Here is a 22,163-nt window from a genome sequence, read left to right on the forward strand (position 1 = left end):
CCACTCGAACCACCCGACCCGCCTCGGCCCGCCGGCAGAACCCCGAACATCTGCAAGACGAATATCGTCAGGATGAACAGCACCACCAGAAACACGAAAATCCCCGGGTGCCGGGAAACAAAATCACCGTCCTGATCGCCGCCCGACTCATAAATAGTCGACGGTTCATCCAGCGGGCTGCCGCCCAACACCACCAGCATCGCCGCGACCCCGTCGCTGATGCCCTTGCTGAAGTTACCGGCCTTGAACGCCGGGGTGATCACCTGATGGATGATCACCGAACTCTGCGCATCGGTCAGGCGATCTTCCAGGCCATAACCGACTTCGATCCGCAGCTTGCGCTCATCACGGGCGACGATCAGCAGCGCGCCATTGTTCTTGTCCTTCTGGCCGATGCCCCAATGGCGCCCGAGTTGGTAACCGAAGTCGGCAATCTCGGCGCCCTGCAAGTCCGGCAACGTCACCACCACCAACTGCTCGCCGGTGGCCTTTTCATGGGCATTGAGCTGTTGCGTCAACTGCTCGCGCACCGACGGCTCGATCATCCCGGCGTTGTCCACCACCCGCCCGGTCAGCTCCGGAAACTTCAGCTCGGCCTGGGCCGTGGCAGCAAACACCCAAAGCAACAGCGCCAGGCCCACATTCAACACGCGCATTGGCAACCTCATCCGTGGTAATGCTTCAAGCCGGTCAGAATTTCACTTCAGGCGCTTTCTCGGCACCGGGGGTGGTGGCTTCAAAGGTTTCGCGGATCGGCAAGTCGCTGTACATCACGGTGTGCCACAAGCGGCCCGGGAAAGTGCGGATTTCGGTGTTGTAGTTCTGCACCGCGAGAATGAAATCCCGACGCGCCACGGCGATGCGATTCTCGGTGCCTTCCAGTTGCGATTGCAACGCCAGGAAATTCTGGTTGGCCTTGAGGTCCGGATAACGCTCGGACACCACCATCAAACGGCTCAAGGCACCGGTCAACTGATCCTGCGCCTGCTGGAACTGCTTGAGTTTCTCGGGGTTGTCGAGGGTGCTGGCATCCACCTGAATGGACGTCGCCTTGGCCCGGGCTTCAATCACCGCAGTCAGGGTTTCCTCTTCGTGTTTCGCATAGCCCTTGACGGTTTCCACCAGGTTGGGGATCAGGTCGGCGCGGCGCTGGTACTGGTTCTGCACCTGGCCCCAGGCGGCCTTGGCCTGTTCGTCGAGGGTCGGAATATTGTTGATGCCGCAACCGGCCAGCAACGTGGTCAGCAACATCAAGGCTGCGACCTGCAGGCTCGACCGAGTGTGATGTCGTACATTCATCTGGTTGACGCTCCCGTGCACATTCCGTTGAAAAAACAACCAGCAACCTCCTGACCGGACACTTCGGGCATAATCTGCCGCCGCTACTGGATTGCATCGAGCCAATGGGCTAAAAGATGCCCCTGCGCGAAAACACTGCGCAAGTGTGCCCGCATTTACTTGAACAACAATAGTCGCTCCCTAAATTTTGGCTGACCGGCGCGTATTCACTGCCGTTTGGGCTTTTGAGAAAACCATTCATGAAGAAGCTGTGTTTGCTGGGCCTGTTCGTCAGCCTGGCCAGTCATAACGTATTGGCCGCCACGACGCCCACACCTCTGGAAAACAAGGACGCTTTCATCAGCAACCTGATGAAGCAGATGACCCTCGATGAAAAAATCGGCCAGTTGCGCCTGATCAGCATCGGCCCGGAAATGCCTCGGGAGCTGATCCGCAAGGAAATTGCCGCCGGTAACATCGGCGGTACGTTCAACTCGATCACCCGCCCGGAAAACCGTCCGATGCAGGACGCGGCGATGCGCAGCCGGTTGAAGATCCCGATGTTCTTCGCCTACGACGTGATCCACGGCCACCGCACGATTTTCCCGATCCCTATCGCCTTGGCCTCGAGCTGGGACATGGACGCCATTGGCCTGTCCGGGCGCATCGCCGCCAAGGAAGCTTCGTCGGACGGCGTCGACCTCACTTTTGCGCCGATGGTCGACATCTCCCGCGACCCGCGCTGGGGCCGTACTTCCGAAGGTTTCGGTGAAGACACCTATCTGGTGTCGCGCATCGCCGGCGTGATGGTCAAGGCATTCCAGGGCGCCGGCGCGAACGCGGCCGACAGCATTATGGCCAGCGTCAAGCACTTCGCCTTGTATGGCGCGGTCGAGGGCGGTCGCGACTACAACGTCGTCGACATGAGCCCGGTCAAGATGTACCAGGATTACCTGCCACCGTACCGCGCCGCGATTGACGCCGGTGCCGGCGGGGTCATGGTCGCGTTGAACTCGATCAACGGCATACCGGCCACCGCCAACACCTGGCTGATGAACGACCTGTTGCGCAAGGAATGGGGCTTCAAAGGCCTGGCGGTCAGCGACCACGGGGCGATTTTCGAGCTGATCAAGCACGGCGTTGCCGCTGATGGCCGCGAAGCCGCGAAGCTGGCGATCAAGGCCGGCATTCATATGAGCATGAACGACACGCTCTACGGCAAGGAGCTGCCAGGGCTGCTCAAGGCCGGCGAGATCCAGCAGAGCGACATCGATAATGCCGTGCGCGCAGTGCTCGATGCCAAGTACGACATGGGCCTGTTCAAGGACCCGTACCTGCGCATCGGCAAGGCTGAAGATGATCCGGTCGACACTAACGCCGACAGCCGCCTGCACCGCGCCGAGGCGCGCGACGTTGCGCGCCGCAGCCTGGTGTTGCTGAAGAACCAGGGCGAAACCCTGCCGCTGAAGAAAACCGCGAAAATCATGCTGGTCGGTCCGTTGGCCAAGGCACCGATCGACATGATGGGCAGTTGGGCCGCCAACGGTCGCCCTGCGCAATCGGTGACACTGTTTGACGGTATGACCACCGCACTCGGTGCGCAGTCGACGCTGATCTATGCCCGTGGCGCCAACATCACCAGCGACAAGAAGGCGCTGGACTACCTGAACTTCCTCAACTTCGATGCCCCGGAAGTGGTCGATGACCCGCGCTCGGCGCAAGTGCTGATCGACGAAGCGGTGAAAGCCGCCAAGGATGCCGATGTGGTGGTGGCAGCCGTGGGCGAATCCCGTGGCATGTCCCACGAGTCCTCCAGCCGTACCGACCTGAATATTCCGGAAAACCAGCGTGAACTGATTCGCGCCTTGAAGGCCACTGGAAAACCACTGGTGCTGGTGTTGATGAACGGACGTCCGCTGTCGATTCTCCAGGAGAAGGAACAGGCTGACGCGATTCTGGAAACCTGGTTCAGCGGCACCGAAGGCGGCAACGCCATCGCCGACGTGCTGTTCGGCGACTACAACCCGTCGGGCAAACTGCCGATCACCTTCCCGCGTTCGGTGGGCCAGATTCCGACCTACTACAACCACCTGAGCATTGGCCGGCCGTTCACGCCGGGCAAACCGGGCAACTACACCTCGCAGTATTTCGATGACACCACCGGCCCCCTGTATCCGTTCGGCTTCGGTCTGAGCTACACCGATTTCAGCCTGACCGACATGGCCCTGTCATCGACCACGCTGAACAAGACCGGCAAGCTCGACGCCAGCGTCATGGTGAAAAACACCGGCAAGCGCGACGGCGAAACCGTGGTGCAGTTGTACATCCAGGACGTGACCGGCTCGATGATCCGGCCACTGAAGGAACTGAAGAACTTCCAGAAAATCACGCTCAAGGCCGGTGAACAGAAAGTCGTGCACTTCACCATCACCGAGGATGACCTGAAGTTCTTCAACGCTCAGTTGAAGTACGCAGCGGAGCCAGGCAAGTTCAACGTGCAGATCGGCCTGGATTCCCAGGACGTGACGCAGCAGAGCTTCGAACTCCTGTAACCCCCGATCTCCTGTAGGAGCCGGCTTGCTGCGGGCGGCGTTCCGACGATGGCATCACTGCGGTGTATCTGACAAACCGAGGTGATGCCATCGCCAGCAAGCTGGCTCCTACAAGGGATGGGTCGACAAAAAAATCACGATCCAACCTCTATTCCCTGTGGGAGCGAGCCTGCTCGCGATGGCGGCCTGACAGTCAACTGAGATGTTGAATGTCAGGGCCTCATCGCCGGCAAGCCGGTCTCGCTCCCACAGTGGTTTGTGGTGTTCAAAAAACCGGGATCAGCCTCTACGATCCAGCAGATTCACCACCAGCCGATCCACCCATCCCCAAATCCTCTGCTTCACCCGCCGCCACAGCGGCCGGCGTTGCCAGGCCTCCAGGCTGACTTCCTGGCTCGATGCGAAGTCCCGCTCGAAACTCGCCGCCACTGCCCGTGTCAGCCCCGGGTCCAGCGCTTCAAGGTTGGCTTCCAGGTTGAATCGCAAATTCCAGTGATCAAAATTACACGAGCCAATGCTCACCCAATCATCGACCAGCACCATTTTCAGGTGCAGGAAACACGGCTGGTATTCGAAGATCTGCACCCCGGCCTTGAGCAATCGCGGGTAGTAACGATGCCCGGCATAACGCACCGACGGGTGATCGGTGCGCGGACCGGTCAACAACAGACGCACATCAACGCCTCGAGCTGCCGCCCGGCGCAACGAGCGGCGGACTTTCCAGGTCGGCAGGAAATACGGCGTGGCCAGCCAGATTCGCTTTTGCCCGCTGTTCAGCGCACGAACCAGCGATTGCAGGATGTCGCGGTGCTGGCGGGCGTCGGCATACGCGACCCGGCCCATGCCCTCGCCCATTGGCGGCACGCGGGGCAATCGCGGCAAACCGAAATGCGAGGCCGGTTTCCACGCGCGGCGATGGCGGTTGGCGATCCATTGGCGATCGAACAGCAACTGCCAATCGATGACCAGAGGACCGGTGATTTCCACCATCACTTCGTGCCATTCGCTGACGTCTTCGCCCGGCGTCCAGAACTCATCGGTGACACCGGTGCCGCCGACCACGGCCATGCTCTGATCGACCAGCAACAGCTTACGATGATCGCGGTAGAAATTGCCGACCCAGCGCCGCCAGCTCAGGCGGTTGTAGAAGCGCAGCTCTACACCGGCCGCCATCAGCCGCTGACGCAAGGTCAGGGTAAACGCGAGGCTGCCGTAATCATCGAACAGGCAGCGCACCCGCACGCCGCGCTCGGCGGCCTGGACCAGTGCCTGAACCATGGCCTCGGCACACGCGCCCGCCTCCACCAGGTACAGCTCCAGTTCGACTTGTTCCTCGGCGCGCGCAATCGCGACCAGCATCCGCGGAAAGAACTGCGGACCGTCGATCAGCAGTTCGAAGCTGTTGCCTTCACGCCAGGGAAAAATCGCGCCGGCCATGTCAGCGCGCCGTGAAAATCAGCACCGCACCCACCGGCACCGACAGACTGATGGCCGACAACCCGGCGACCTTGCGCAAGCTGTCCAGCCCCGGCGCCAGATCAAAATCCTCGGCGTTGATCACCAGCGGTTCGAGCGTCACCACCTGAAAGCGCCGGTCATCGAGGCGAGTTGCCAACAGCTCGGCGTTGTACTCACGGGTTTTGCCGTGGAGGTTGACGGTGACCGGCAAGCGCAACTCGAGTTGCGCACCGGGGGCGAGGTCGTTGATCGGGCGCAAATCAATCTGCGCAGTGATCAACGCTTCGGGAAAGGTCTGGATCTCGAACAGCTCCTTGCGCATGCGTTCGTCGCGCAATGGGATGCCGCTGTTCACCGAATCCAGCTCGACTTCCACCTCGGCCAGTCCCTTGGGACTGACCTTGCCGTGCAGCACCAGGAAGCGCTGCACTTCGGAAACATTGGCGTTTTTGGTGCTGACAAATGACAGCCGCGAGGATTCGCCGTCCAGGTACCAATTGGCCTGAGCCGACAAAGTAGCGCTGGCCAGCAGCACAAAGGCGAGGGTTTTGGTGAGGGACCGCTTGAACATAAAGACTCGTGGGGCAGATAAACCTGAACGAACCTTAACCGCCCGCGAGCGCATTGCAAACCGCGAAGATTGAAGACCACCCTTGTAGGAGCCCGGCTTGCCGGCGATGGCGTTCCTGAGATCGCTATCGCCAGCAAGCCGGCTCCTACAGGTTTGGCGTGAACCTTCAATTCTTGAGCACACCGCAAATCCGTAGGAGCCGGCTTGCTGGCGATGGCGTCCCTGAGATCGCCATCGCCGGCAAGCCGGCTCCTACAAAGACGACCTGTCAGGGTTGCAGGCGGCAGCCTTGGTGTTCGCCGATCCATTGCGCGCTGTTGCTGCGCCCCATGCCGCTGACCGTCACGTGTTTGCCGGCGGTGTCATCGGTAAAACCGCTGAAGGGCAGCCACTGCTTCACATAGCCACGGCAATATTCGGCGTCGTTATTCATCACGTATCGGCACGAGCAGTATTCCTTGGCGGTGTAGGCGCTGATGATGTCCGGGAAGGCCCATAGCGCCACACGCTCGTGCCAGATGCAGCCAAGCAAGGCGATCAGCAGGATCAACAACAGTGAGCTGAACGGTCGGCGGCGGACAAACGGGCGACGGCTCATGGCTGCACCTTCCCGGCGAATGCCTTGCGCGCAAGGTTGAGCAATGCGTTGTGGCTGTAGCGACCGTCGCGGTCGTCGCCGTAGCGCACGATCACCAGTTTTTCGCTGGGGATTACATACATCGCCTGCCCCCAATGACCAAGTGCGGCGAAGGTATCGGGAGGTGCATCGGGCCAGGGTTGTGCTGCGCCATCCACGGCGCGGTTGAGCCACCACTGACCGCCTGGCACAGCATCGTCCTGATTCGCTTGATAGTGAGCGAAGGGCTCACGATTGAAGGTGACCCAGTCTTTGGGCAGCAATTGCCGGTCCCCCCAACGGCCGTCACGCGCCATCAACAGGCCGACTCGCGCCAGGTCGCGGGCGGTGAGATAGGCATAGGACGAGGCAACGAAAGTGCCCGTGCCGTCGGTTTCCCACACCGCGTGACGAATCCCCAGCGGCTCGAACAGCGCGGTCCACGGATAGTCGGGATAACGCGCCGGGCCGACGATGTTCTTCAGCGCCGCAGACAACAGATTGCTGTCGCCGCTGGAATAGCGAAAAGCCTGGCCGGGTTTGGCGTACTCGGCGTGATCAGTGGTGAAGGCGGCCATGTCGTGATGGCCGCGGGTGTAGAGCATCGCCACCACCGAGGACTTCAACGGTGCGTATTCATAGTCTTCCTGCCAGTCCAGGCCCGAGGCCCAGTGCAGCAGATCGGCCAGGGTGATCGCCGGGTGTTTTTTCAGCGCTGGATAGAACTTCAGCACCGGGTCCTGCAATTTGAACAGGCCTTCGCCATAGGCGACGCCGAGCACCGTGGCCATGAGGCTCTTGCTGATCGACCAGGTCAGGTGCGGCGTGTCGGCGCTGGTCGGGCCGGCGTAGCGTTCGTAGATCAACTGACCGTCGCGGATCACCAGTAAGGCGTCGGTGCGGATGCCTTTCCGGCTGATGTCATCTCGGGGTGGGAAGGCGTAGGTTTCCAGGGCTTGCAGCGCCGGGCCGCTCAGGGTCGGGCCAGTCGACCATTGCTCGACGGGCCAGGTTTCGGCCTGGGTCGAGAGGCTGAGCAGCAGCATGAAAAACAGGGACAAGCCTTTGAACATGGCGGGGGCTCGGCGGGATTGGCTTGCTGAGCCTAGTTGAGGTTTATGACAGATCTGAAATTTGTGTCGTCAATGAAGACGCCTTCGCGGGCAAGTCGGATCGCCGCACCGCTCGCTCCTACAGAGGTATGCGCTCTCCTGTAGGAGCGAGGCTTGCCCGCGAAGAGGCCCGTCAGATCGCCGCCAACGCCTTGGCCAACCGCTTGCCCCGCGCCCCCGCCGCCAAATCCATCACCGCCTGATCCCGCTGCCACATCGCCGCCCACTGCGGCGGGCCATCGGCCAATGCCTGGTTCACCTCAACCTTCAACCCGTCGAACTGCGCAAACAACCCGCCCAGCAACACATGCCCCGCCGGATTGTTCGGCGCCTGCCGGCTCATTTCCGCACACCCGGCCAACAGCGCCAGCAAACGCAACTGCAAGGCCTGCGGCCAGTCGCTGTCCTGGCCGACGCCATACAACCACGCTGTCATCGCGCTCAACACATAGACGTCTTCCAGCGTTCTGAACGGTTTGACGTACGCATCCCAGCCATCCCCCGCCAGCAATTCACACAAGGCATGGTCGAGAAACAGCCGGCCATGACTGATGTCCGGCATCAGCGGGATCGGCGGGAGTTTTTCCAGGCGCACACCCGGCTCACCGGGATAAACCACCGCCAGGCTCAGGCGCGGCGACTCGCCAGGCGCTTCACTGCGCGCAGCGATCAGCAGCCAGTCGGCCGCATCGCCGGCGGTCACGAAATCCTTGCGTCCGCTCAGGCGCAGTTCGCTCAGGCGCGTCTGCATGTCCGCCACCCGCAGGCTGCGCTGTTCGGTCGCGCACAACGCGCCAAGACTCGGCGGCGCGCTCGGCCACAGCATGCGCAATGCCGCCTGATAGCCCACCAGAAACGCCAGCCCCGGCGTCGCCATCAGGCGTCCACCGCCCACCGCCAACTCAAACGGCGTGACCGTGCCCAACTGCTGCAACAAGGTCGCGAAGCCTTCACCGAGGTCCGGATTGGCGGGCAAGCGATCGCGGCGTTTCAACAGGGTTTGCCAGGGCATAAGAGGCTCCTTGTGGGCTGTCATATAAGCATCACCAAAGCTTCATGGCGATGACACCGGGGCTACATAGCCTGACTTTGCACAACACGGCCGCATAAAGAAAGTCGATCGGCTCTAACCCAAGACGGGTGACCAGCCCGCACGGAGAATCGCAATGACTCAGATCGCCCGCATCAGCGACACCGGCAATGAACGCCGCCTGCAAGCCGAACGCCTGGTGGGCGCCGAGGCCTTGCAGGAAGCCCAGGCTTTGCGCTTCAACGTGTTCAGCGGCGAGTTCAACGCCAAGCTCAAAGGCGCGGAACTGGGTCTGGACATGGATGACTATGATGTTCACTGCGCCCACATCGGCGTGCGTGACCTGAACACCGGGCGCCTGGTGGCGACCACCCGTTTGCTCGACCACACCGCCGCCAGCAGCCTGGGCAAATTTTACAGCGAAGAAGAATTCAGCCTGCACGGCCTGATCCAACTCAAAGGCCCGATCCTCGAAATCGGCCGTACCTGTGTCGACCCGGCCTATCGCAACGGCGGCACCATCGCCGTGCTCTGGGGTGAACTGGCCGAAGTCCTGAACCAGGGCGGCTACAGTTATCTGATGGGTTGCGCGAGCATCCCGATGCAGGACGGCGGCATTCAGGCTCACGCGATCATGCAGCGTCTGCGCGAACGTTACCTGTGCACCGAGAACCTGCGCGCCGAACCGAAAAAACCGTTGCCGGTTCTGGACATTCCCTCCAACGTCATCGCCGAAATGCCGCCGCTGCTCAAGGCCTACATGCGCCTCGGTGCGAAGATTTGCGGCGAGCCGTGCTGGGACGAAGACTTCCAGGTCGCCGACGTGTTCATCCTGCTCAAACGCGACGAACTCTGCCCGCGCTACGCCAAACACTTCAAGGCGGCTGTGTGATGAGCCGCTTGCGGGTGTACGCGCGGATTGCGCGAGTGTTGGTCGTGGTGGCATTGGGGCTGAGCATGGCCAGTGTCTTCGGTTTGTTCGAGCGTTTGGGCATCGCCCATTCGATGGTCCGCCGTCAGCGCTGGTCGAGATTTTTCATGGCACGCCTGGCGAATGCCCTGCCCTTTCGCGTGACCGTGCATGGTGAATTGCCGAAGGAGCCGATGCTCTGGGTCAGCAACCACGTGTCCTGGACGGACATTCCGCTGCTGGGCATGCTCACGCCAATGTCGTTCCTGTCCAAGGCCGAAGTACGCACCTGGCCGGTGGCGGGCTGGTTGGCGGCCAAGGCCGGCAGCCTGTTTATCCGCCGTGGTTCGGGTGACAGTCAGTTGATCCGCAAACAGATGACGCGCCACCTGGAGCAAGCGCATCCGCTGCTGATGTTCCCGGAAGGCACCACCACCGACGGCCGTTCGTTGCGCACCTTCCATGGTCGCTTGCTGTCGGCGGCGATTGATTCGCAAGCGAAGCTGCAACCGTTGGCGATTCGTTACCTGCGCGAGGGTGAAGTCGATTCGCTGGCGCCGTTCATTGGCGATGATGACTTGCTCTCGCACCTGATGCGCTTGTTTGCCAATGACCGGGGCGACGTGGAGATTCATCTGCTCAAGCCGATTGCCTGCGAAGGCCGGGAACGCGCGGCGCTGGCGTTCGAAGCGCAGCAGGCGGTGCAGAAGGTGTTGTTTGGCGAAGTGGCGAAACCGGCAGAGCCACGGCGCCCCGGCGAACTCATCGCCGCGTAACACTGCCTTTCTGTAGGAGCGAGGCTTGCCCGCGAAGGGAACGCTGCGGTGTAACTGATATACCGCGTTATCGTTCTTCGCGGGCGAGCCTCGCTCCTACAGGTTTTGTGTCAGCGGTTCCGGGCGAAATCCTGAAGCTGTGGATAGAACAACCGAAAATCCTCGCTCAACGGCTCATACAACACCCGCAGCTCCTGCATCGCCGCCGCCAGTTCTTCAGGCCTGGTCAACCGCCGCGAAATCCCCCGCAGTACCTGCTCCAACACGTCGAATTCCCGATAAGAACCCAACCAGTCATTCGCCACCATGTGCGGCGCAATCCTCGCCAGGCGTTCCGGTAATTGCGGCTCATTGGACAGCACCCGATACACGTCGCCGGTGAACAGCGCCAGCGGCCGGTCGGCATACAGCGTCCAGTCCCGCGCCAGGCAATGGTCAAAAAACACATCGAGCACGATCCCGGCATAACGCCGGCGGGTCAGGGAAAACCGCGACAACGCCACGTCCACCATCGGATGGCGGTCGGTAAACACGTCGATGCTGCGATGCAACTGGATAGCCGCCTCGATCTCCGGGTCGAACTGCCCTTGCAGCCGTCCTTTGACGAAATCGCCATACAGACTGCCGAGCAATTGACCGGGACGCTGGCCACCGAGGTGAAGATGTGCGAGATAGTTCATGCCGCCCAGCTTAACACTGCGGCATTCATATCGTTATAACCCGATATACCGATTTGCGCGGTCATCAGATCAAAATCATATTGGTATATCGCGAAATACCGATTTAAAGTTCGCTTCATCGCGATATAACGTTTTACTCATCACGAGCCCCAAGCCATGAACCTCGACCTCGACGAAATAATAAAAGCCCTGGCACACCCAGTACGGCGAGAAATCCTGCACTGGCTCAAAGACCCGGACGTCGAATTTCCCGACCAGACCCACAGCAACGAGCACGGCGTCTGCGCCGGGCAGATCGATCAACGGTGCGGTTTGTCGCAGTCCACGGTGTCCGCACACCTGGCGACCCTGCAACGCGCCGGCCTGATCAGCAGCCGCAAAGTCGGCCAGTGGCACTTTTTCAAACGCAACGAGGAAACCATCCAGGAATTCCTCAAAACCTTCAGCAAAGAGCTCTGACCCTTAAGCTGACAAGGAATCAACAATGCCCCTCTCGCTCCTCATCCTGGCCTTGAGCGCCTTCGCCATCGGCACCACCGAGTTCGTCATCATGGGCCTGCTGCCCGATGTGGCGGCTGACCTCGGTGTGTCGATCCCCGGTGCCGGCTGGCTGGTGACCGGTTACGCCCTGGGCGTGGCCATCGGTGCGCCGTTCATGGCACTGGCCACCGCCAGGCTGCCGCGCAAGGCCGCACTGGTGGCGTTGATGGGGATATTCATCATCGGCAATCTGCTCTGCGCAGTGGCCAGTGACTACAACGTGCTGATGTTCGCCCGAGTGGTGACTGCCCTCTGCCACGGCGCATTCTTCGGTATCGGTTCGGTCGTGGCTGCGGGCCTGGTGCCGGCCAACAAACGCGCTTCGGCCGTGGCCCTGATGTTCACCGGCCTGACCCTGGCCAACGTCCTCGGCGTGCCGCTGGGCACAGCGCTGGGTCAACAAGCCGGCTGGCGCTCGACGTTCTGGGCGGTGACCGTTATCGGCGTAATCGCCTTGATCGGCCTGATCCGTTTCCTGCCGGCCAAGCGCGATGAAGAGAAACTCGACATGCGCGCCGAACTGCGTGCCCTCAAAGGCGCCGGCATCTGGCTGTCGTTGAGCATGACCGCGCTGTTCGCCGCGTCGGTGTTCACCTTGTTCACCTACGTCGCCCCGCTGCTGGGCGAGGTGACCGGCGTCTCGCCACGCGGCGTGACCTGGACGCTGATGCTCATCGGCCTGGGCCTGACGGTCGGCAACATCATCGGCGGCAAACTGGCCGACAAAGGCCTGGCGGCCACGCTGGTCGGGGTGTTCATCAGCATGGCCGTGGTGTCCACCGTACTGACCTGGACCAGCGTTGCGCTGATCCCGACCGAAATCACCCTGTTCCTCTGGGCCACCGCGTGCTTTGCCGCCGTGCCCGCCCTGCAAGTGAACGTGGTGACCTACGGCAAGGCTGCACCGAACCTGGTCTCAACCCTGAACATCGGCGCCTTCAACGTCGGCAACGCACTCGGTGCCTGGGTCGGCGGCAGCGTCATCGCCCACGGCTACGGCCTGACCAGCGTGCCACTGGCGGCCGCCGCACTGGCGGTACTCGCCCTGCTGGTGACCCTGATTACTTTCCGTCAGAGCGGTAATCCCGAACTGGCCCCTGCTACCAACTGACTCACTGATACCTCACGAGGGTGCATTTCATGACGACTATTTTCGATCCGATCAAACTGGGCGACCTCGAGTTGGCCAACCGCATCATCATGGCTCCGCTGACCCGCTGCCGCGCCGACGAAGGTCGTGTGCCGAACGCGCTGATGGCCGAGTACTACGTTCAACGCGCCTCGGCCGGCCTGATCCTCAGCGAAGCCACCTCGGTCACGCCGATGGGCGTCGGCTACCCGGACACTCCGGGCATCTGGTCCAACGATCAAGTGCGCGGCTGGACTAACGTCACCAAGGCGATCCACGGCGCAGGCGGCAAGATCTTCCTGCAACTGTGGCACGTCGGCCGGGTTTCCCACGAGTCGTACCTGAACGGCGAAAAACCGGTCGCTCCGAGCGCCATCCAGCCCAAAGGCCATGTCAGCCTGGTTCGCCCACTGGCCGATTACCCGACGCCGCGCGCCCTGGAAACCGCTGAAATCGCCGACATCGTCGACGCTTACCGCGTCGGTGCCGAAAACGCCAAGGCCGCCGGTTTTGACGGCGTGGAAATCCACGGCGCCAACGGTTACCTGCTCGACCAGTTCCTGCAAAGCAGCACCAACCAGCGCACCGACCAATACGGCGGCTCCGTGGAAAACCGTGCTCGCCTGCTGTTGGAAGTGACCGATGCCGCCATCGAAGTCTGGGGCGCCGGCCGCGTTGGTGTGCACCTGGCACCGCGTGCCGACTCCCATGACATGGGTGACGACAACCTCGCCGAAACCTTCACCTACGTCGCTCGCGAACTGGGCAAACGTGGCATCGCGTTCATCTGCTCCCGCGAAAAAGAAGGCACCGACAGCCTCGGCCCGCAAATCAAGGAAGCCTTCGGCGGTCCGTACATCGTCAACGAACGCTTCACCAAGGACAGCGCCAACGCCTGGCTGGCCAGCGGCAAGGCCGACGCGGTCGCCTTCGGCGTGCCGTTCATTGCCAACCCGGATTTGCCGGCTCGCTTGAAGGCCGATGCGCCACTGAACGAAGCGCGTCCGGAGCTGTTCTACGGCAAGGGCCCGGTCGGCTACATCGACTACCCGGTAATGTAAGCTCCGTTTAAATAAAAAGCCCCGGGTAGAAACACCCGGGGTTTTTTATTTGGAAAACGCTAAACTAATGAAACAACATCTGTATTGCAACAGCACTTATAGCGGGGTTAATTTCAAACAACAACACAACCAACAAGTGATCTGAAATGGACAACTCCCCCGCAAACAAACTTGCTTTTACATTAACCCTTAGCAACTTCACAGACTCGATATTTTGGCGCAACGACGTCATGCTGGAGGATACCCCGCCAGCCTTCCCCTCCAAAATCATGCCACTGAGCACTCAGTTAATCGTCTTGGAAGGCAACCCACAATTGCCGCAAGGCATTAATATCGAATACGGCATCAGAAAAACCGTTTTCAGCGCTCAGGCCATTTACACCAATTACCGTCAGACGGTGCATATCAAAACGGCTTTTCAATACACGCACCGTAAACGCCTGAATCATCGGCGGCCGGAAGTTGATTTCTTCTGGGAACACAATGCGCTGTCCATTGGGGAAGTACCCATTTTCAGCCAGTCTTTTCTTGAAGACACGAGCGATAACTATCCCTACAACTACAACATGCTGGCCGTCATCATGGATCGCTGAGCCGCAACCCACCCCGACCGGGAACCACGTGTTTGATCGAAAGGAATCGACATGAACGACATCAAAGAAACCAGTAACAAGTACGAAGATCTACTATCGTTTTTCAATTACACTTCCATTGGCACACTTTACAACCTGACACCACTACTATTCAGCGAAGAGAATCAGCAAGCACTGGATGAGTTGATCGGGATCGCCCAAGTGGAATTAATCGGCTACCTCGAAAAGATTGAATCAGAACGCGAGTTGAATCAGAAAATAGAACAGTGGCGACATCAAGATGAAAGCTCGAAAAACACTCGTGTGATCGTCAAACTCATTAACAACACACCGCACACGTTTAAAATCGCACAAACCAGCCTGCCTTTACACCCATCAGAGCGTGAGTCATTCCTGCTCCGGGCTCACGCAAAGACAGCATTCAAATCCGATTTTGCCTATACGTACGCCGCGCCGTGGCCGAAGAACAAAATCATGTTCAATCAGTTTGTGGATTTTATCGATCAGAACGTCGGGGTACGTTTTGACCTCGGCATGATCATGAACAAATCCTTCGGCGTTATTTCGCCAATACACAGGGCAACGGTAAAAAACACCGTCACCTCCATTGGCTCATCCAAAATCAATTGTTCCACCAAAATCACCCGCATGGCAGAGGATCAGCCTTTCAACTTCGAGGTGGAAATCACACTGGGCTGAAGCAGCGACCACTGGGGATCGCTCTTGGCTTTTCACATCTGCGACACAAATTTCCTACAAAATACGTAGCTCGCTACCTGTCATCCCGGAGCGCGTCCCTATATAAAAGCACCCCAGTACGCCAACGCGGGCGAAGAGTTGATCTTCGCCCGCGTCTATTGACATAAACGGATCCAATTACGCATGTTGCTTCACTTTCGCAGGCTGGGACTGAAACGCAGCATGTCCAGCCCGGTATCGACCCAACGCTCGGCATCGATATGCAGTTCAAAGCTGTCCGGCGCGAGCAACCATTGGTACAGCAGGCCATCTATATAGGCATGAATGCTGATGGCCGCACGGGCGGTGTCGAGATTTTCCGGCAGCTGCCCGCGATTCACGGCATTACGCAAGGTCAGGCCAATGCGCGTGTTGCATTCGAGGCTGGCCGTTCGGCGCTGCTGGCGCAGATCGCACATTTCATCGGTGAATTCGCACTTATGAAACAGAATCTCGTTGATGCGCCGGGTCTTGGGGTCCAGCGCAACTTCATGAAACAAATGAATCAGCAGCCGACGCATGCAGCCCAGCGGATCGAGCTCGTCTTCGCTCTCCGCGGCTTTGGCCAGCTCATCAAGGGGCTCATGCAAGCTGTCGAGCATGGCCTGCACCAGATCGGCCTTGTTGCTGAAATGCCAGTAGATGGCGCCGCGAGTGACGCCGGCCAGGGTTGCGATGTCCGCCAGTGTCGTGCGGGCCACGCCCCGCTCGAAAAAGGCTTTTTCGGCCGCCTCGAGTATCTGGCTGCGGGTTTCTTGAGCTTCCTCTTTGGTGCGACGGACCATGGCAGTACAACCTCAATCAGGATGCTTCAGCGATGTCTGAATATCAGCTGAATAAAAGTGGGGCGAGCGCTCTTGGGACTCGTCCCCGGGCCTACAATTCCAACCTTGCGACGGCCTCTGTAACAGCGAGGGTACACAGCCAAGGTATTTACAAACAACCGTGAATGTAAGTATATTCCTTAGCATGCTACTTATCCACCCGGTACCCAATTTTTAACCTTCCATCTTTTCTTGTGCGTTTTTTTGCGCGCCTGACCCGAGGATTTTCATGCAATTCAAGCCAGCTGTTACCGCTCTGGTCACTGCCGTCGCCTTGGCATCGCTGCTCAGCGGATGCAAAAAGGAAGAAGCTGCACCGGCCGCTCCACCGCCTCAGGTCGGCGTCGTCACCCTGCAACCTCAAGCCTTCACCCTGACGTCCGAGCTGCCGGGCCGCACCAGCGCCTACCGCATCGCGGAAGTTCGCCCGCAGGTCAACGGCATCATTCTCAAACGTCTGTTCAAGGAAGGCGGCGACGTCAAGGCCGGCCAACAGCTGTATCAGATCGATCCAGCCGTCTATGAAGCCACGCTGAAAAGCGCCGAAGCCAACCTGCAACAGACCAAGTCGATCTCCGATCGCTACAAGCAACTGGTCAACGAACAGGCTGTGAGCCGTCAGGAATACGACACCGCACAGGCCAACCGCCTGCAATCGGAAGCCGCTCTGCAAAGCGCCCAGATCAATGTGCGCTACACCAAGGTCTATGCGCCACTGTCCGGTCGCATCGGTCGTTCCAGCGTGACCGAAGGCGCACTGGTCACCAGTGGCCAGGCGGACGCCATGGCGGTGATCCAGCAACTCGACCCGATCTACGTCGATGTCACCCAGTCCTCGGTAGAGCTGCTTGAACTGCGCCGCGAACTGGAAAGCGGTCGTCTGCAAAAGGCCGGCGACAACTCGGCCGCGGTCAAGCTGACCCTCGAAGACGGCAGCCAGTACAAGCTCGACGGCAAGCTCGAATTCTCCGAAGTCTCGGTTGACCAGACCACCGGTTCCGTCACCCTGCGTGCGGTGTTCCCGAACCCTGATCACACCCTGTTGCCCGGCATGTTCGTTCACGCCCAGCTTCAGGCCGGCGTGAATGCAGCTGCCATCCTGGCGCCGCAACAAGGCGTGACCCGCGACCTCAAAGGCTCCCCGACCGCTCTGGTCGTCGGTGCGGACAACAAGGTCGAACTACGTCAGCTCAAGGCCAGCCGCACTGTCGGCAGCCAGTGGCTGATCGAGGACGGCCTGAAGGCCGGTGATCGCCTGATCACCGAAGGGCTGCAATTCGTCAAACCTGGCGTTGAAGTCAAGGCCACTGAGGCGACTAACGTTGGCGCAAAGAACCCGGCCCCCGCACAGGCAGCTAACAAGGCTTCCAGCGGCAAAGGGGAGTAAACCATGTCGAAATTTTTTATCGACCGTCCGATTTTCGCCTGGGTAATTGCCCTGGTGATCATGCTGGTCGGGGCTCTATCGATCCTCAAGTTGCCGATCAACCAGTACCCGAGCATTGCGCCTCCGGCGATCGCCATTTCCGTGGCTTACCCGGGCGCTTCCGCGCAAACCGTGCAAGACACCGTGGTTCAGGTGATCGAGCAGCAGCTCAACGGTATCGACAACCTGCGTTATGTGTCCTCGGAAAGTAACTCCGACGGCACCATGACGATCACCGCGACCTTCGAGCAAGGCACCAACTCCGATACCGCGCAGGTTCAGGTCCAGAACAAACTGAACCTGGCCACCCCGCTGCTGCCGCAAGAAGTACAGCAGCAAGGTATCCGTGTGACCAAGGCCGTGAAGAACTTCCTGCTGGTGATCGGCGTGGTCTCGCGTGACGGCAGCATGACCAAGGACGACCTGTCCAACTACATCGTGTCCAACATGCAGGATCCGATCTCGCGGACAGCCGGCGTGGGCGACTTCCAGGTGTTCGGTTCCCAGTACGCCATGCGTATCTGGCTCGACCCGGCCAAGTTGAACAACTTCAACCTGACCCCGATCGACGTCAAAACCGCCATCGCCGCGCAAAACGTCCAGGTATCGTCCGGCCAGCTCGGCGGCCTGCCTGCCCTGCCCGGCACTCAGTTGAACGCGACGATCATCGGCAAGACCCGCCTGCAGACCGCTGAGCAATTCAACAGAATCCTGCTCAAGGTCAACAAGGACGGCTCCCAGGTTCGCTTGAAAGATGTCGCCGACGTCGGTCTGGGTGGCGAGAACTACAGCATCAACGCCCAGTTCAACGGCGCCCCGGCTTCCGGCCTGGCGGTGAAACTGGCCAACGGTGCCAACGCCCTCGACACCGCGAAAGCCCTGCGCAAGACCATTGACAGCCTCAAGCCGTTCTTCCCGCAAGGGATGGAAGTGGTGTTCCCGTACGACACCACGCCAGTGGTGACCGAGTCGATCAAGGGTGTGGTTGAAACCCTGGTCGAAGCAATCGTGCTGGTGTTCCTGGTGATGTTCCTGTTCCTGCAGAACTTCCGCGCCACCGTCATCACCACGATGACCGTGCCGGTGGTATTGCTGGGTACGTTCGGCATCCTCGCGGCGTTCGGTTTCAGCATCAACACCCTGACCATGTTCGGTATGGTGTTGGCCATCGGCTTGCTGGTGGACGATGCCATCGTCGTGGTGGAAAACGTCGAACGGGTCATGAGCGAAGAAGGCCTGTCACCCAAGGAAGCCACCAAGAAATCCATGGGGCAGATCCAGGGTGCACTGGTCGGTATTGCCCTGGTGCTCTCGGCGGTACTGTTGCCGATGGCGTTCTTCGGCGGTTCCACGGGTGTGATCTACAAGCAGTTCTCGATCACCATCGTCTCGGCCATGGCCCTGTCGGTACTGGTCGCGCTGATCTTCACCCCGGCGCTCTGCGCCACCATGCTCAAAGCCATTCCCAAGGGCGAGCACGGCGTGCCGAAACGCGGCTTCTTCGGCTGGTTCAACCGCAACTTCGACCGTAGCGTGAAAAGCTACGAGCGTGGCGTCGGCAACATTCTGCGCAACAAGGCGCCGTACCTGCTGGCCTACGTGATCATCGTCATCGGCATGATCTGGTTGTTCATGCGTATTCCATCCTCGTTCCTCCCGGAGGAAGACCAGGGCGTACTGTTTGCTCAAGTACAAACCCCGGCCGGCTCGACTGCCCAGCGCACTCAGGTCGTCGTGGACGAGATGCGTGAATTCCTGCTGCGTCCAAGCAAGGATGGCGGTGAAGGCGATGCGGTGAACTCGGTGTTTACCGTGACCGGCTTCAACTTCGCCGGCCGTGGCCAGAGTTCGGGTATGGCGTTCATCATGATGAGGCCGTGGCACGAACGTAACGCCGACAACAACGTGTTCAAAGTCGCGGCCCGTGCCCAACAGCACTTCTTCACCTTCCGTGACGCCATGGTGTTCGCTTTCGCACCGCCAGCGGTGCTGGAGCTGGGTAACGCCACCGGTTTCGACGTGTTCCTGCAAGACCGCGCCGGTATCGGTCACGAAAAGCTGATGGCTGCCCGTAACCAGTTCCTCGGCATGGCGGCGCAGAGCAAAGTGCTGGCGCAAGTGCGCCCGAACGGTCTGAACGACGAGCCGCAATTCCAGTTGGAAATCGACGACGAGAAGGCCAGTGCGCTGGGCGTTACCATCGCCGACATCAACAACACCCTGTCGATTGCCTTGGGCAGTAGCTATGTGAACGACTTCATCGACCGTGGTCGTGTGAAGAAGGTTTACGTGCAAGGCCAACCCGGCGCGCGCATGAGCCCTGAAGACCTGAAGAAGTGGTACGTGCGCAACAGCACCGGGACCATGGTTCCCTTCACCGCGTTTGCCAAGGGTGAGTGGATTTACGGTTCGCCAAAACTGGCCCGTTACAACGGCGTAGAAGCGATGGAAATCCTCGGCTCCCCTGCCCCGGGTTATTCCACCGGTGAAGCCATGGCCGAAGTCGAGGCGCTTGCCCTGAAACTGCCGGCCGGTGTCGGTATTTCCTGGACCGGTCTGTCGTATGAAGAACGACTGGCGGGCTCCCAGGCGCCTGCACTGTTCGCGCTGTCGATTCTGATGGTGTTCCTGTGCCTGGCAGCGTTGTATGAAAGCTGGTCGATTCCGATTGCCGTGGTGCTCGTGGTGCCACTGGGGATTATCGGTGCGTTGATGGCCACCAGCCTGCGGGGTCTGTCCAACGACGTGTACTTCCTCGTGGGTCTGTTGACCACCATCGGTCTGGCGGCGAAAAACGCCATTCTGATCGTCGAGTTCGCCAAGGATCTGCATGAACAGGGCAAGAGCTTGCAAGAGGCTGCCATCGAGGCTTGCCGCATGCGTTTGCGCCCGATCATCATGACCTCCCTGGCGTTCATTCTCGGCGTAGTGCCGCTGGCCATTTCCAGCGGCGCCGGCTCGGGCAGCCAACACGCCATCGGTACCGTGGTAATTGGCGGTATGATCACCGCCACCGTATTGGCGATCTTCTGGGTCCCGTTGTTCTTCGTCACCGTGTCGGCCATGGGTCAGCGAAAAATCGCCGATCAGGACGACGCTATTGAACCTTCTAAAGAGGCTGGCTAATGAGCAAGTCGCTACTCTCCATCGCAGTCGCGGCCTTCGTGCTGAGCGGCTGCTCGCTGATACCCGATTATCAGCAGCCTGAAGCACCGGTGGCCGCCCAGTACCCGCAAGGCCCGGCGTATTCGCCGGCCCAGGCGCCGAACCAGGCCGCCGCTGAACAGGGCTGGAAGCAGTTTTTCCATGACCCTGCGCTGCAGCAGCTGATCCAGCTATCCCTGGAAAACAACCGTGACCTACGTGTCGCGGCGCTGAACATCGACGCCTTCGCTGCGCAATACCGCATCTCGCGCGCCGACCTGTTCCCGGCGGTTTCGGCCAACGGTACCGGCAGCCGTCAGCGGGTTCCGGCTGACGCTTCACAGACCGGTCAGGCGGGCATCACCAGTTCCTACTCGGCCACCGTCGGCATCAGCGCCTATGAACTCGACCTGTTTGGTCGGGTTCGCAGCCTGAACGAAGAAGCCCTGCAGAAGTACTTCGCCACCGAAGAAGGCCGTCGCAGCACACAAATCAGCCTGGTGGCCAGCGTGGCGAATGCCTACCTGACCTGGCAGGCCGATAAAGAGCTGCGCAAGCTGACTCAGGACACCCTCGCTGCGTTCGAGGAGAGCTACAAGCTCACCGCGCGCAGCAACGAAGTGGGCGTAGCCTCGGCGCTGGACCTGGCGCAGTCGCGCACCTCGGTAGAAAACGCCCGTGCGCAACTGGCCCGTTACACCCGCCAGGTCGCCCAGGATGAAAACAGCCTGGTGCTGCTGCTCGGCACCGGTATCCCGGCCAATCTGCGAGAAGCCAGGCCGCTGTCTGACGATTTGCTGAGCGACGTACCGCCTGGCCTGCCGTCGGACCTGCTGCAACGTCGTCCGGACATTCTGCAAGCCGAATACAACCTGAAAGCAGCCAACGCCAACATCGGCGCGGCGCGCGCAGCGTTCTTCCCGAGCATCAGCCTCACCGCCAATGCCGGTACGTTGAGCCCAGACCTGTCCGGCCTGTTCAAGGGTGGTTCGGGCACGTGGTTGTTCCAGCCGCAAATCAACCTGCCGATCTTCAACGCCGGCAGCCTGCGCGCCAGCCTGGATTACTCGAAAATCCAGAAAGACATCGGCGTGGCGAACTACGAGAAGTCCATTCAAACGGCCTTCCAGGAAGTCGCCGACGGCCTGGCCGCCCGCCAGACCTACACCGAGCAGTTGCAGGCCCAGCGTGATTTCGTCACCGCCAACCAGGACTACTACCGTCTGGCCGAGCGTCGTTATCGCATTGGCGTCGACAGCAACCTGACCTTCCTCGATGCCCAGCGTCAGCTGTTCAGTGCCCAACAGGCACTGATCACCGACCGCCTGGCGCAACTGACCAGCGCCGTGAATCTGTACAAGGCACTGGGCGGTGGCTGGAACGAGCAGACTGCGAAAGTCGAACCGCTGAAAGAAGAAGCGCCGAAGCTGAAGTTGTTCTGATCGAGTTGCTGTAAACACGAAGCCCACCGTTTGGTGGGCTTTTTGTTGTCTGCTGGAAAAGGTTTGTTGGCAATGCAGGCCCCTTCGCGGGCAAGCCTCGCTCCTACAGGTTGCGTGTCGATCACAAAATGTATGAACCACGCTAACCCGTAGGAGCGAGGCTTGCCCGCGAAGGGGCCGGAACAGACAACACAAAAATCAGTCATCTTGCGTTCGATAATCGCCCAAAACCCGCTTTTACCAATTGAACCATCCAGTTCATTCCCCGCACCATTCGCCACAC

The 22,163-nt window shown here is 60.1% G+C and carries 20 protein-coding genes; 11 read left to right on the top strand and 9 right to left on the bottom strand.

Features of this window, described 5'->3' with window-relative positions; translation table 11 throughout:
* The coding region (locus KGA97_RS21270; protein ID WP_223481452.1) for a TPM domain-containing protein at positions 1 to 656 on the bottom strand (656 nt) is incomplete at its 3' end.
* 34 nt (positions 657 to 690) lie between these two features.
* On the bottom strand, positions 691 to 1,299 hold the full coding sequence (locus KGA97_RS21275; protein ID WP_008025694.1) for a LemA family protein: 609 nt from the start codon (positions 1,297 to 1,299) through the stop codon (positions 691 to 693).
* A gap of 239 nt (positions 1,300 to 1,538) precedes the next feature.
* Here KGA97_RS21275 and bglX point away from each other — a divergent pair, with 239 nt between their 5' ends.
* Positions 1,539 to 3,830 (top strand): beta-glucosidase BglX, encoded by a 2,292-nt coding sequence (gene bglX / locus KGA97_RS21280; RefSeq protein ID WP_223481453.1) that lies wholly within the window; start codon positions 1,539 to 1,541, stop codon positions 3,828 to 3,830.
* A gap of 279 nt (positions 3,831 to 4,109) precedes the next feature.
* Here bglX and KGA97_RS21285 read toward each other — a convergent pair whose 3' ends face one another.
* From KGA97_RS21285 to KGA97_RS21305, 5 genes are all read right to left on the bottom strand, one after another.
* Positions 4,110 to 5,267 (bottom strand): phospholipase D-like domain-containing protein, encoded by a 1,158-nt coding sequence (locus KGA97_RS21285; protein ID WP_223481454.1) that lies wholly within the window; start codon positions 5,265 to 5,267, stop codon positions 4,110 to 4,112.
* Position 5,268: 1 nt separating this feature from the next.
* Positions 5,269 to 5,859 (bottom strand): YceI family protein, encoded by a 591-nt coding sequence (locus KGA97_RS21290; RefSeq protein WP_008039484.1) that lies wholly within the window; start codon positions 5,857 to 5,859, stop codon positions 5,269 to 5,271.
* A gap of 268 nt (positions 5,860 to 6,127) precedes the next feature.
* A complete protein-coding gene (locus tag KGA97_RS21295) occupies positions 6,128 to 6,457 on the bottom strand; it encodes an amidase (RefSeq protein ID WP_223481455.1) in 330 nt (109 codons plus the stop codon).
* Positions 6,454 to 7,548 (bottom strand): serine hydrolase domain-containing protein, encoded by a 1,095-nt coding sequence (locus KGA97_RS21300; RefSeq protein WP_223481456.1) that lies wholly within the window; start codon positions 7,546 to 7,548, stop codon positions 6,454 to 6,456. Before KGA97_RS21300 ends, KGA97_RS21295 begins: the two co-directional genes overlap by 4 nt.
* A 172-nt stretch (positions 7,549 to 7,720) precedes the next feature.
* Positions 7,721 to 8,599, bottom strand: a complete 879-nt coding sequence (locus KGA97_RS21305; protein WP_008039481.1) for an acyl-CoA dehydrogenase — start codon at positions 8,597 to 8,599, stop codon at positions 7,721 to 7,723.
* A 154-nt stretch (positions 8,600 to 8,753) separates the two neighbouring features.
* On the opposite strand from KGA97_RS21305, the gene olsB reads away from it, so the two are divergent.
* On the top strand, positions 8,754 to 9,509 hold the full coding sequence (gene olsB / locus KGA97_RS21310) for an L-ornithine N(alpha)-acyltransferase (protein ID WP_008025682.1): 756 nt from the start codon (positions 8,754 to 8,756) through the stop codon (positions 9,507 to 9,509).
* The gene (locus KGA97_RS21315; RefSeq protein WP_008039480.1) at positions 9,509 to 10,303 is read left to right on the top strand and encodes a lysophospholipid acyltransferase family protein; all 795 of its coding nucleotides are present in this window, start codon (positions 9,509 to 9,511) and stop codon (positions 10,301 to 10,303) included. The genes olsB and KGA97_RS21315 overlap by 1 nt, the downstream gene beginning before the upstream one ends.
* 110 nt (positions 10,304 to 10,413) lie before the next feature.
* Here KGA97_RS21315 and KGA97_RS21320 read toward each other — a convergent pair whose 3' ends face one another.
* Positions 10,414 to 10,983 (bottom strand): ACP phosphodiesterase, encoded by a 570-nt coding sequence (locus KGA97_RS21320; RefSeq protein ID WP_008039479.1) that lies wholly within the window; start codon positions 10,981 to 10,983, stop codon positions 10,414 to 10,416.
* Positions 10,984 to 11,139: 156 nt separating this feature from the next.
* On the opposite strand from KGA97_RS21320, the gene KGA97_RS21325 reads away from it, so the two are divergent.
* From KGA97_RS21325 to KGA97_RS21345, 5 genes are all read left to right on the top strand, one after another.
* On the top strand, positions 11,140 to 11,442 hold the full coding sequence (locus KGA97_RS21325; RefSeq protein ID WP_008025677.1) for an ArsR/SmtB family transcription factor: 303 nt from the start codon (positions 11,140 to 11,142) through the stop codon (positions 11,440 to 11,442).
* A 25-nt stretch (positions 11,443 to 11,467) separates the two neighbouring features.
* Positions 11,468 to 12,634: an MFS transporter gene (locus KGA97_RS21330; protein ID WP_192228657.1), complete on the top strand. Its 1,167-nt coding sequence runs from the start codon at positions 11,468 to 11,470 to the stop codon at positions 12,632 to 12,634.
* Positions 12,635 to 12,663: 29 nt separating this feature from the next.
* The gene (locus KGA97_RS21335) at positions 12,664 to 13,713 is read left to right on the top strand and encodes an alkene reductase (protein WP_223481457.1); all 1,050 of its coding nucleotides are present in this window, start codon (positions 12,664 to 12,666) and stop codon (positions 13,711 to 13,713) included.
* Positions 13,714 to 13,859: 146 nt separating this feature from the next.
* Complete coding sequence (locus KGA97_RS21340) at positions 13,860 to 14,306, top strand: hypothetical protein (protein WP_223481458.1); 447 nt, start codon at positions 13,860 to 13,862, stop codon at positions 14,304 to 14,306.
* A gap of 51 nt (positions 14,307 to 14,357) precedes the next feature.
* A complete protein-coding gene (locus tag KGA97_RS21345) occupies positions 14,358 to 15,005 on the top strand; it encodes a hypothetical protein (RefSeq protein WP_207286341.1) in 648 nt (215 codons plus the stop codon).
* A 191-nt stretch (positions 15,006 to 15,196) separates the two neighbouring features.
* Here the strand turns inward: KGA97_RS21345 and emhR are convergent, their stop codons facing one another.
* On the bottom strand, positions 15,197 to 15,829 hold the full coding sequence (gene emhR / locus KGA97_RS21350) for an efflux system transcriptional repressor EmhR (RefSeq protein ID WP_223436417.1): 633 nt from the start codon (positions 15,827 to 15,829) through the stop codon (positions 15,197 to 15,199).
* A 268-nt stretch (positions 15,830 to 16,097) separates the two neighbouring features.
* Between emhR and emhA the strand changes: the two genes are divergently transcribed.
* Genes emhA through emhC form a run of 3 tightly spaced genes read left to right on the top strand, consistent with a single transcriptional unit; the run spans position 16,098 to position 21,880 of the window.
* Positions 16,098 to 17,255 (top strand): efflux RND transporter periplasmic adaptor subunit EmhA, encoded by a 1,158-nt coding sequence (gene emhA / locus KGA97_RS21355; protein WP_008039454.1) that lies wholly within the window; start codon positions 16,098 to 16,100, stop codon positions 17,253 to 17,255.
* 3 nt (positions 17,256 to 17,258) lie between these two features.
* The gene (gene emhB, locus KGA97_RS21360) at positions 17,259 to 20,420 is read left to right on the top strand and encodes an efflux RND transporter permease subunit EmhB (protein ID WP_008039452.1); all 3,162 of its coding nucleotides are present in this window, start codon (positions 17,259 to 17,261) and stop codon (positions 20,418 to 20,420) included.
* Positions 20,420 to 21,880, top strand: a complete 1,461-nt coding sequence (gene emhC, locus KGA97_RS21365; RefSeq protein ID WP_223481459.1) for an efflux RND transporter outer membrane subunit EmhC — start codon at positions 20,420 to 20,422, stop codon at positions 21,878 to 21,880. Before emhB ends, emhC begins: the two co-directional genes overlap by 1 nt.
* Positions 21,881 to 22,163: the final 283 nt, after the last annotated feature.

The sequence above is a fragment of the Pseudomonas sp. BF-B-15 genome (assembly GCF_019946675.1).
Classification (GTDB): Bacteria; Pseudomonadota; Gammaproteobacteria; order Pseudomonadales; family Pseudomonadaceae; genus Aquipseudomonas; species Aquipseudomonas migulae.

Bases quoted from the DNA above. Each gene is read 5' to 3' on its own strand.
- KGA97_RS21320 (WP_008039479.1), bottom strand. From the start codon at position 10,983: ATGAACTATCTCGCACATCTTCACCTCGGTGGCCAGCGTCCCGGTCAA.
- KGA97_RS21335 (WP_223481457.1), top strand. From the start codon at position 12,664: ATGACGACTATTTTCGATCCGATCAAACTGGGCGACCTCGAGTTGGCC.
- emhR (WP_223436417.1), bottom strand. From the start codon at position 15,829: ATGGTCCGTCGCACCAAAGAGGAAGCTCAAGAAACCCGCAGCCAGATA.
- emhA (WP_008039454.1), top strand. From the start codon at position 16,098: ATGCAATTCAAGCCAGCTGTTACCGCTCTGGTCACTGCCGTCGCCTTG.
- KGA97_RS21330 (WP_192228657.1), top strand. From the start codon at position 11,468: ATGCCCCTCTCGCTCCTCATCCTGGCCTTGAGCGCCTTCGCCATCGGC.
- bglX (WP_223481453.1), top strand. From the start codon at position 1,539: ATGAAGAAGCTGTGTTTGCTGGGCCTGTTCGTCAGCCTGGCCAGTCAT.
- KGA97_RS21300 (WP_223481456.1), bottom strand. From the start codon at position 7,548: ATGTTCAAAGGCTTGTCCCTGTTTTTCATGCTGCTGCTCAGCCTCTCG.
- emhB (WP_008039452.1), top strand. From the start codon at position 17,259: ATGTCGAAATTTTTTATCGACCGTCCGATTTTCGCCTGGGTAATTGCC.
- olsB (WP_008025682.1), top strand. From the start codon at position 8,754: ATGACTCAGATCGCCCGCATCAGCGACACCGGCAATGAACGCCGCCTG.
- emhC (WP_223481459.1), top strand. From the start codon at position 20,420: ATGAGCAAGTCGCTACTCTCCATCGCAGTCGCGGCCTTCGTGCTGAGC.
- KGA97_RS21285 (WP_223481454.1), bottom strand. From the start codon at position 5,267: ATGGCCGGCGCGATTTTTCCCTGGCGTGAAGGCAACAGCTTCGAACTG.
- KGA97_RS21315 (WP_008039480.1), top strand. From the start codon at position 9,509: ATGAGCCGCTTGCGGGTGTACGCGCGGATTGCGCGAGTGTTGGTCGTG.
- KGA97_RS21275 (WP_008025694.1), bottom strand. From the start codon at position 1,299: ATGAATGTACGACATCACACTCGGTCGAGCCTGCAGGTCGCAGCCTTG.
- KGA97_RS21325 (WP_008025677.1), top strand. From the start codon at position 11,140: ATGAACCTCGACCTCGACGAAATAATAAAAGCCCTGGCACACCCAGTA.
- KGA97_RS21340 (WP_223481458.1), top strand. From the start codon at position 13,860: ATGGACAACTCCCCCGCAAACAAACTTGCTTTTACATTAACCCTTAGC.
- KGA97_RS21290 (WP_008039484.1), bottom strand. From the start codon at position 5,859: ATGTTCAAGCGGTCCCTCACCAAAACCCTCGCCTTTGTGCTGCTGGCC.
- KGA97_RS21305 (WP_008039481.1), bottom strand. From the start codon at position 8,599: ATGCCCTGGCAAACCCTGTTGAAACGCCGCGATCGCTTGCCCGCCAAT.
- KGA97_RS21345 (WP_207286341.1), top strand. From the start codon at position 14,358: ATGAACGACATCAAAGAAACCAGTAACAAGTACGAAGATCTACTATCG.
- KGA97_RS21295 (WP_223481455.1), bottom strand. From the start codon at position 6,457: ATGAGCCGTCGCCCGTTTGTCCGCCGCCGACCGTTCAGCTCACTGTTG.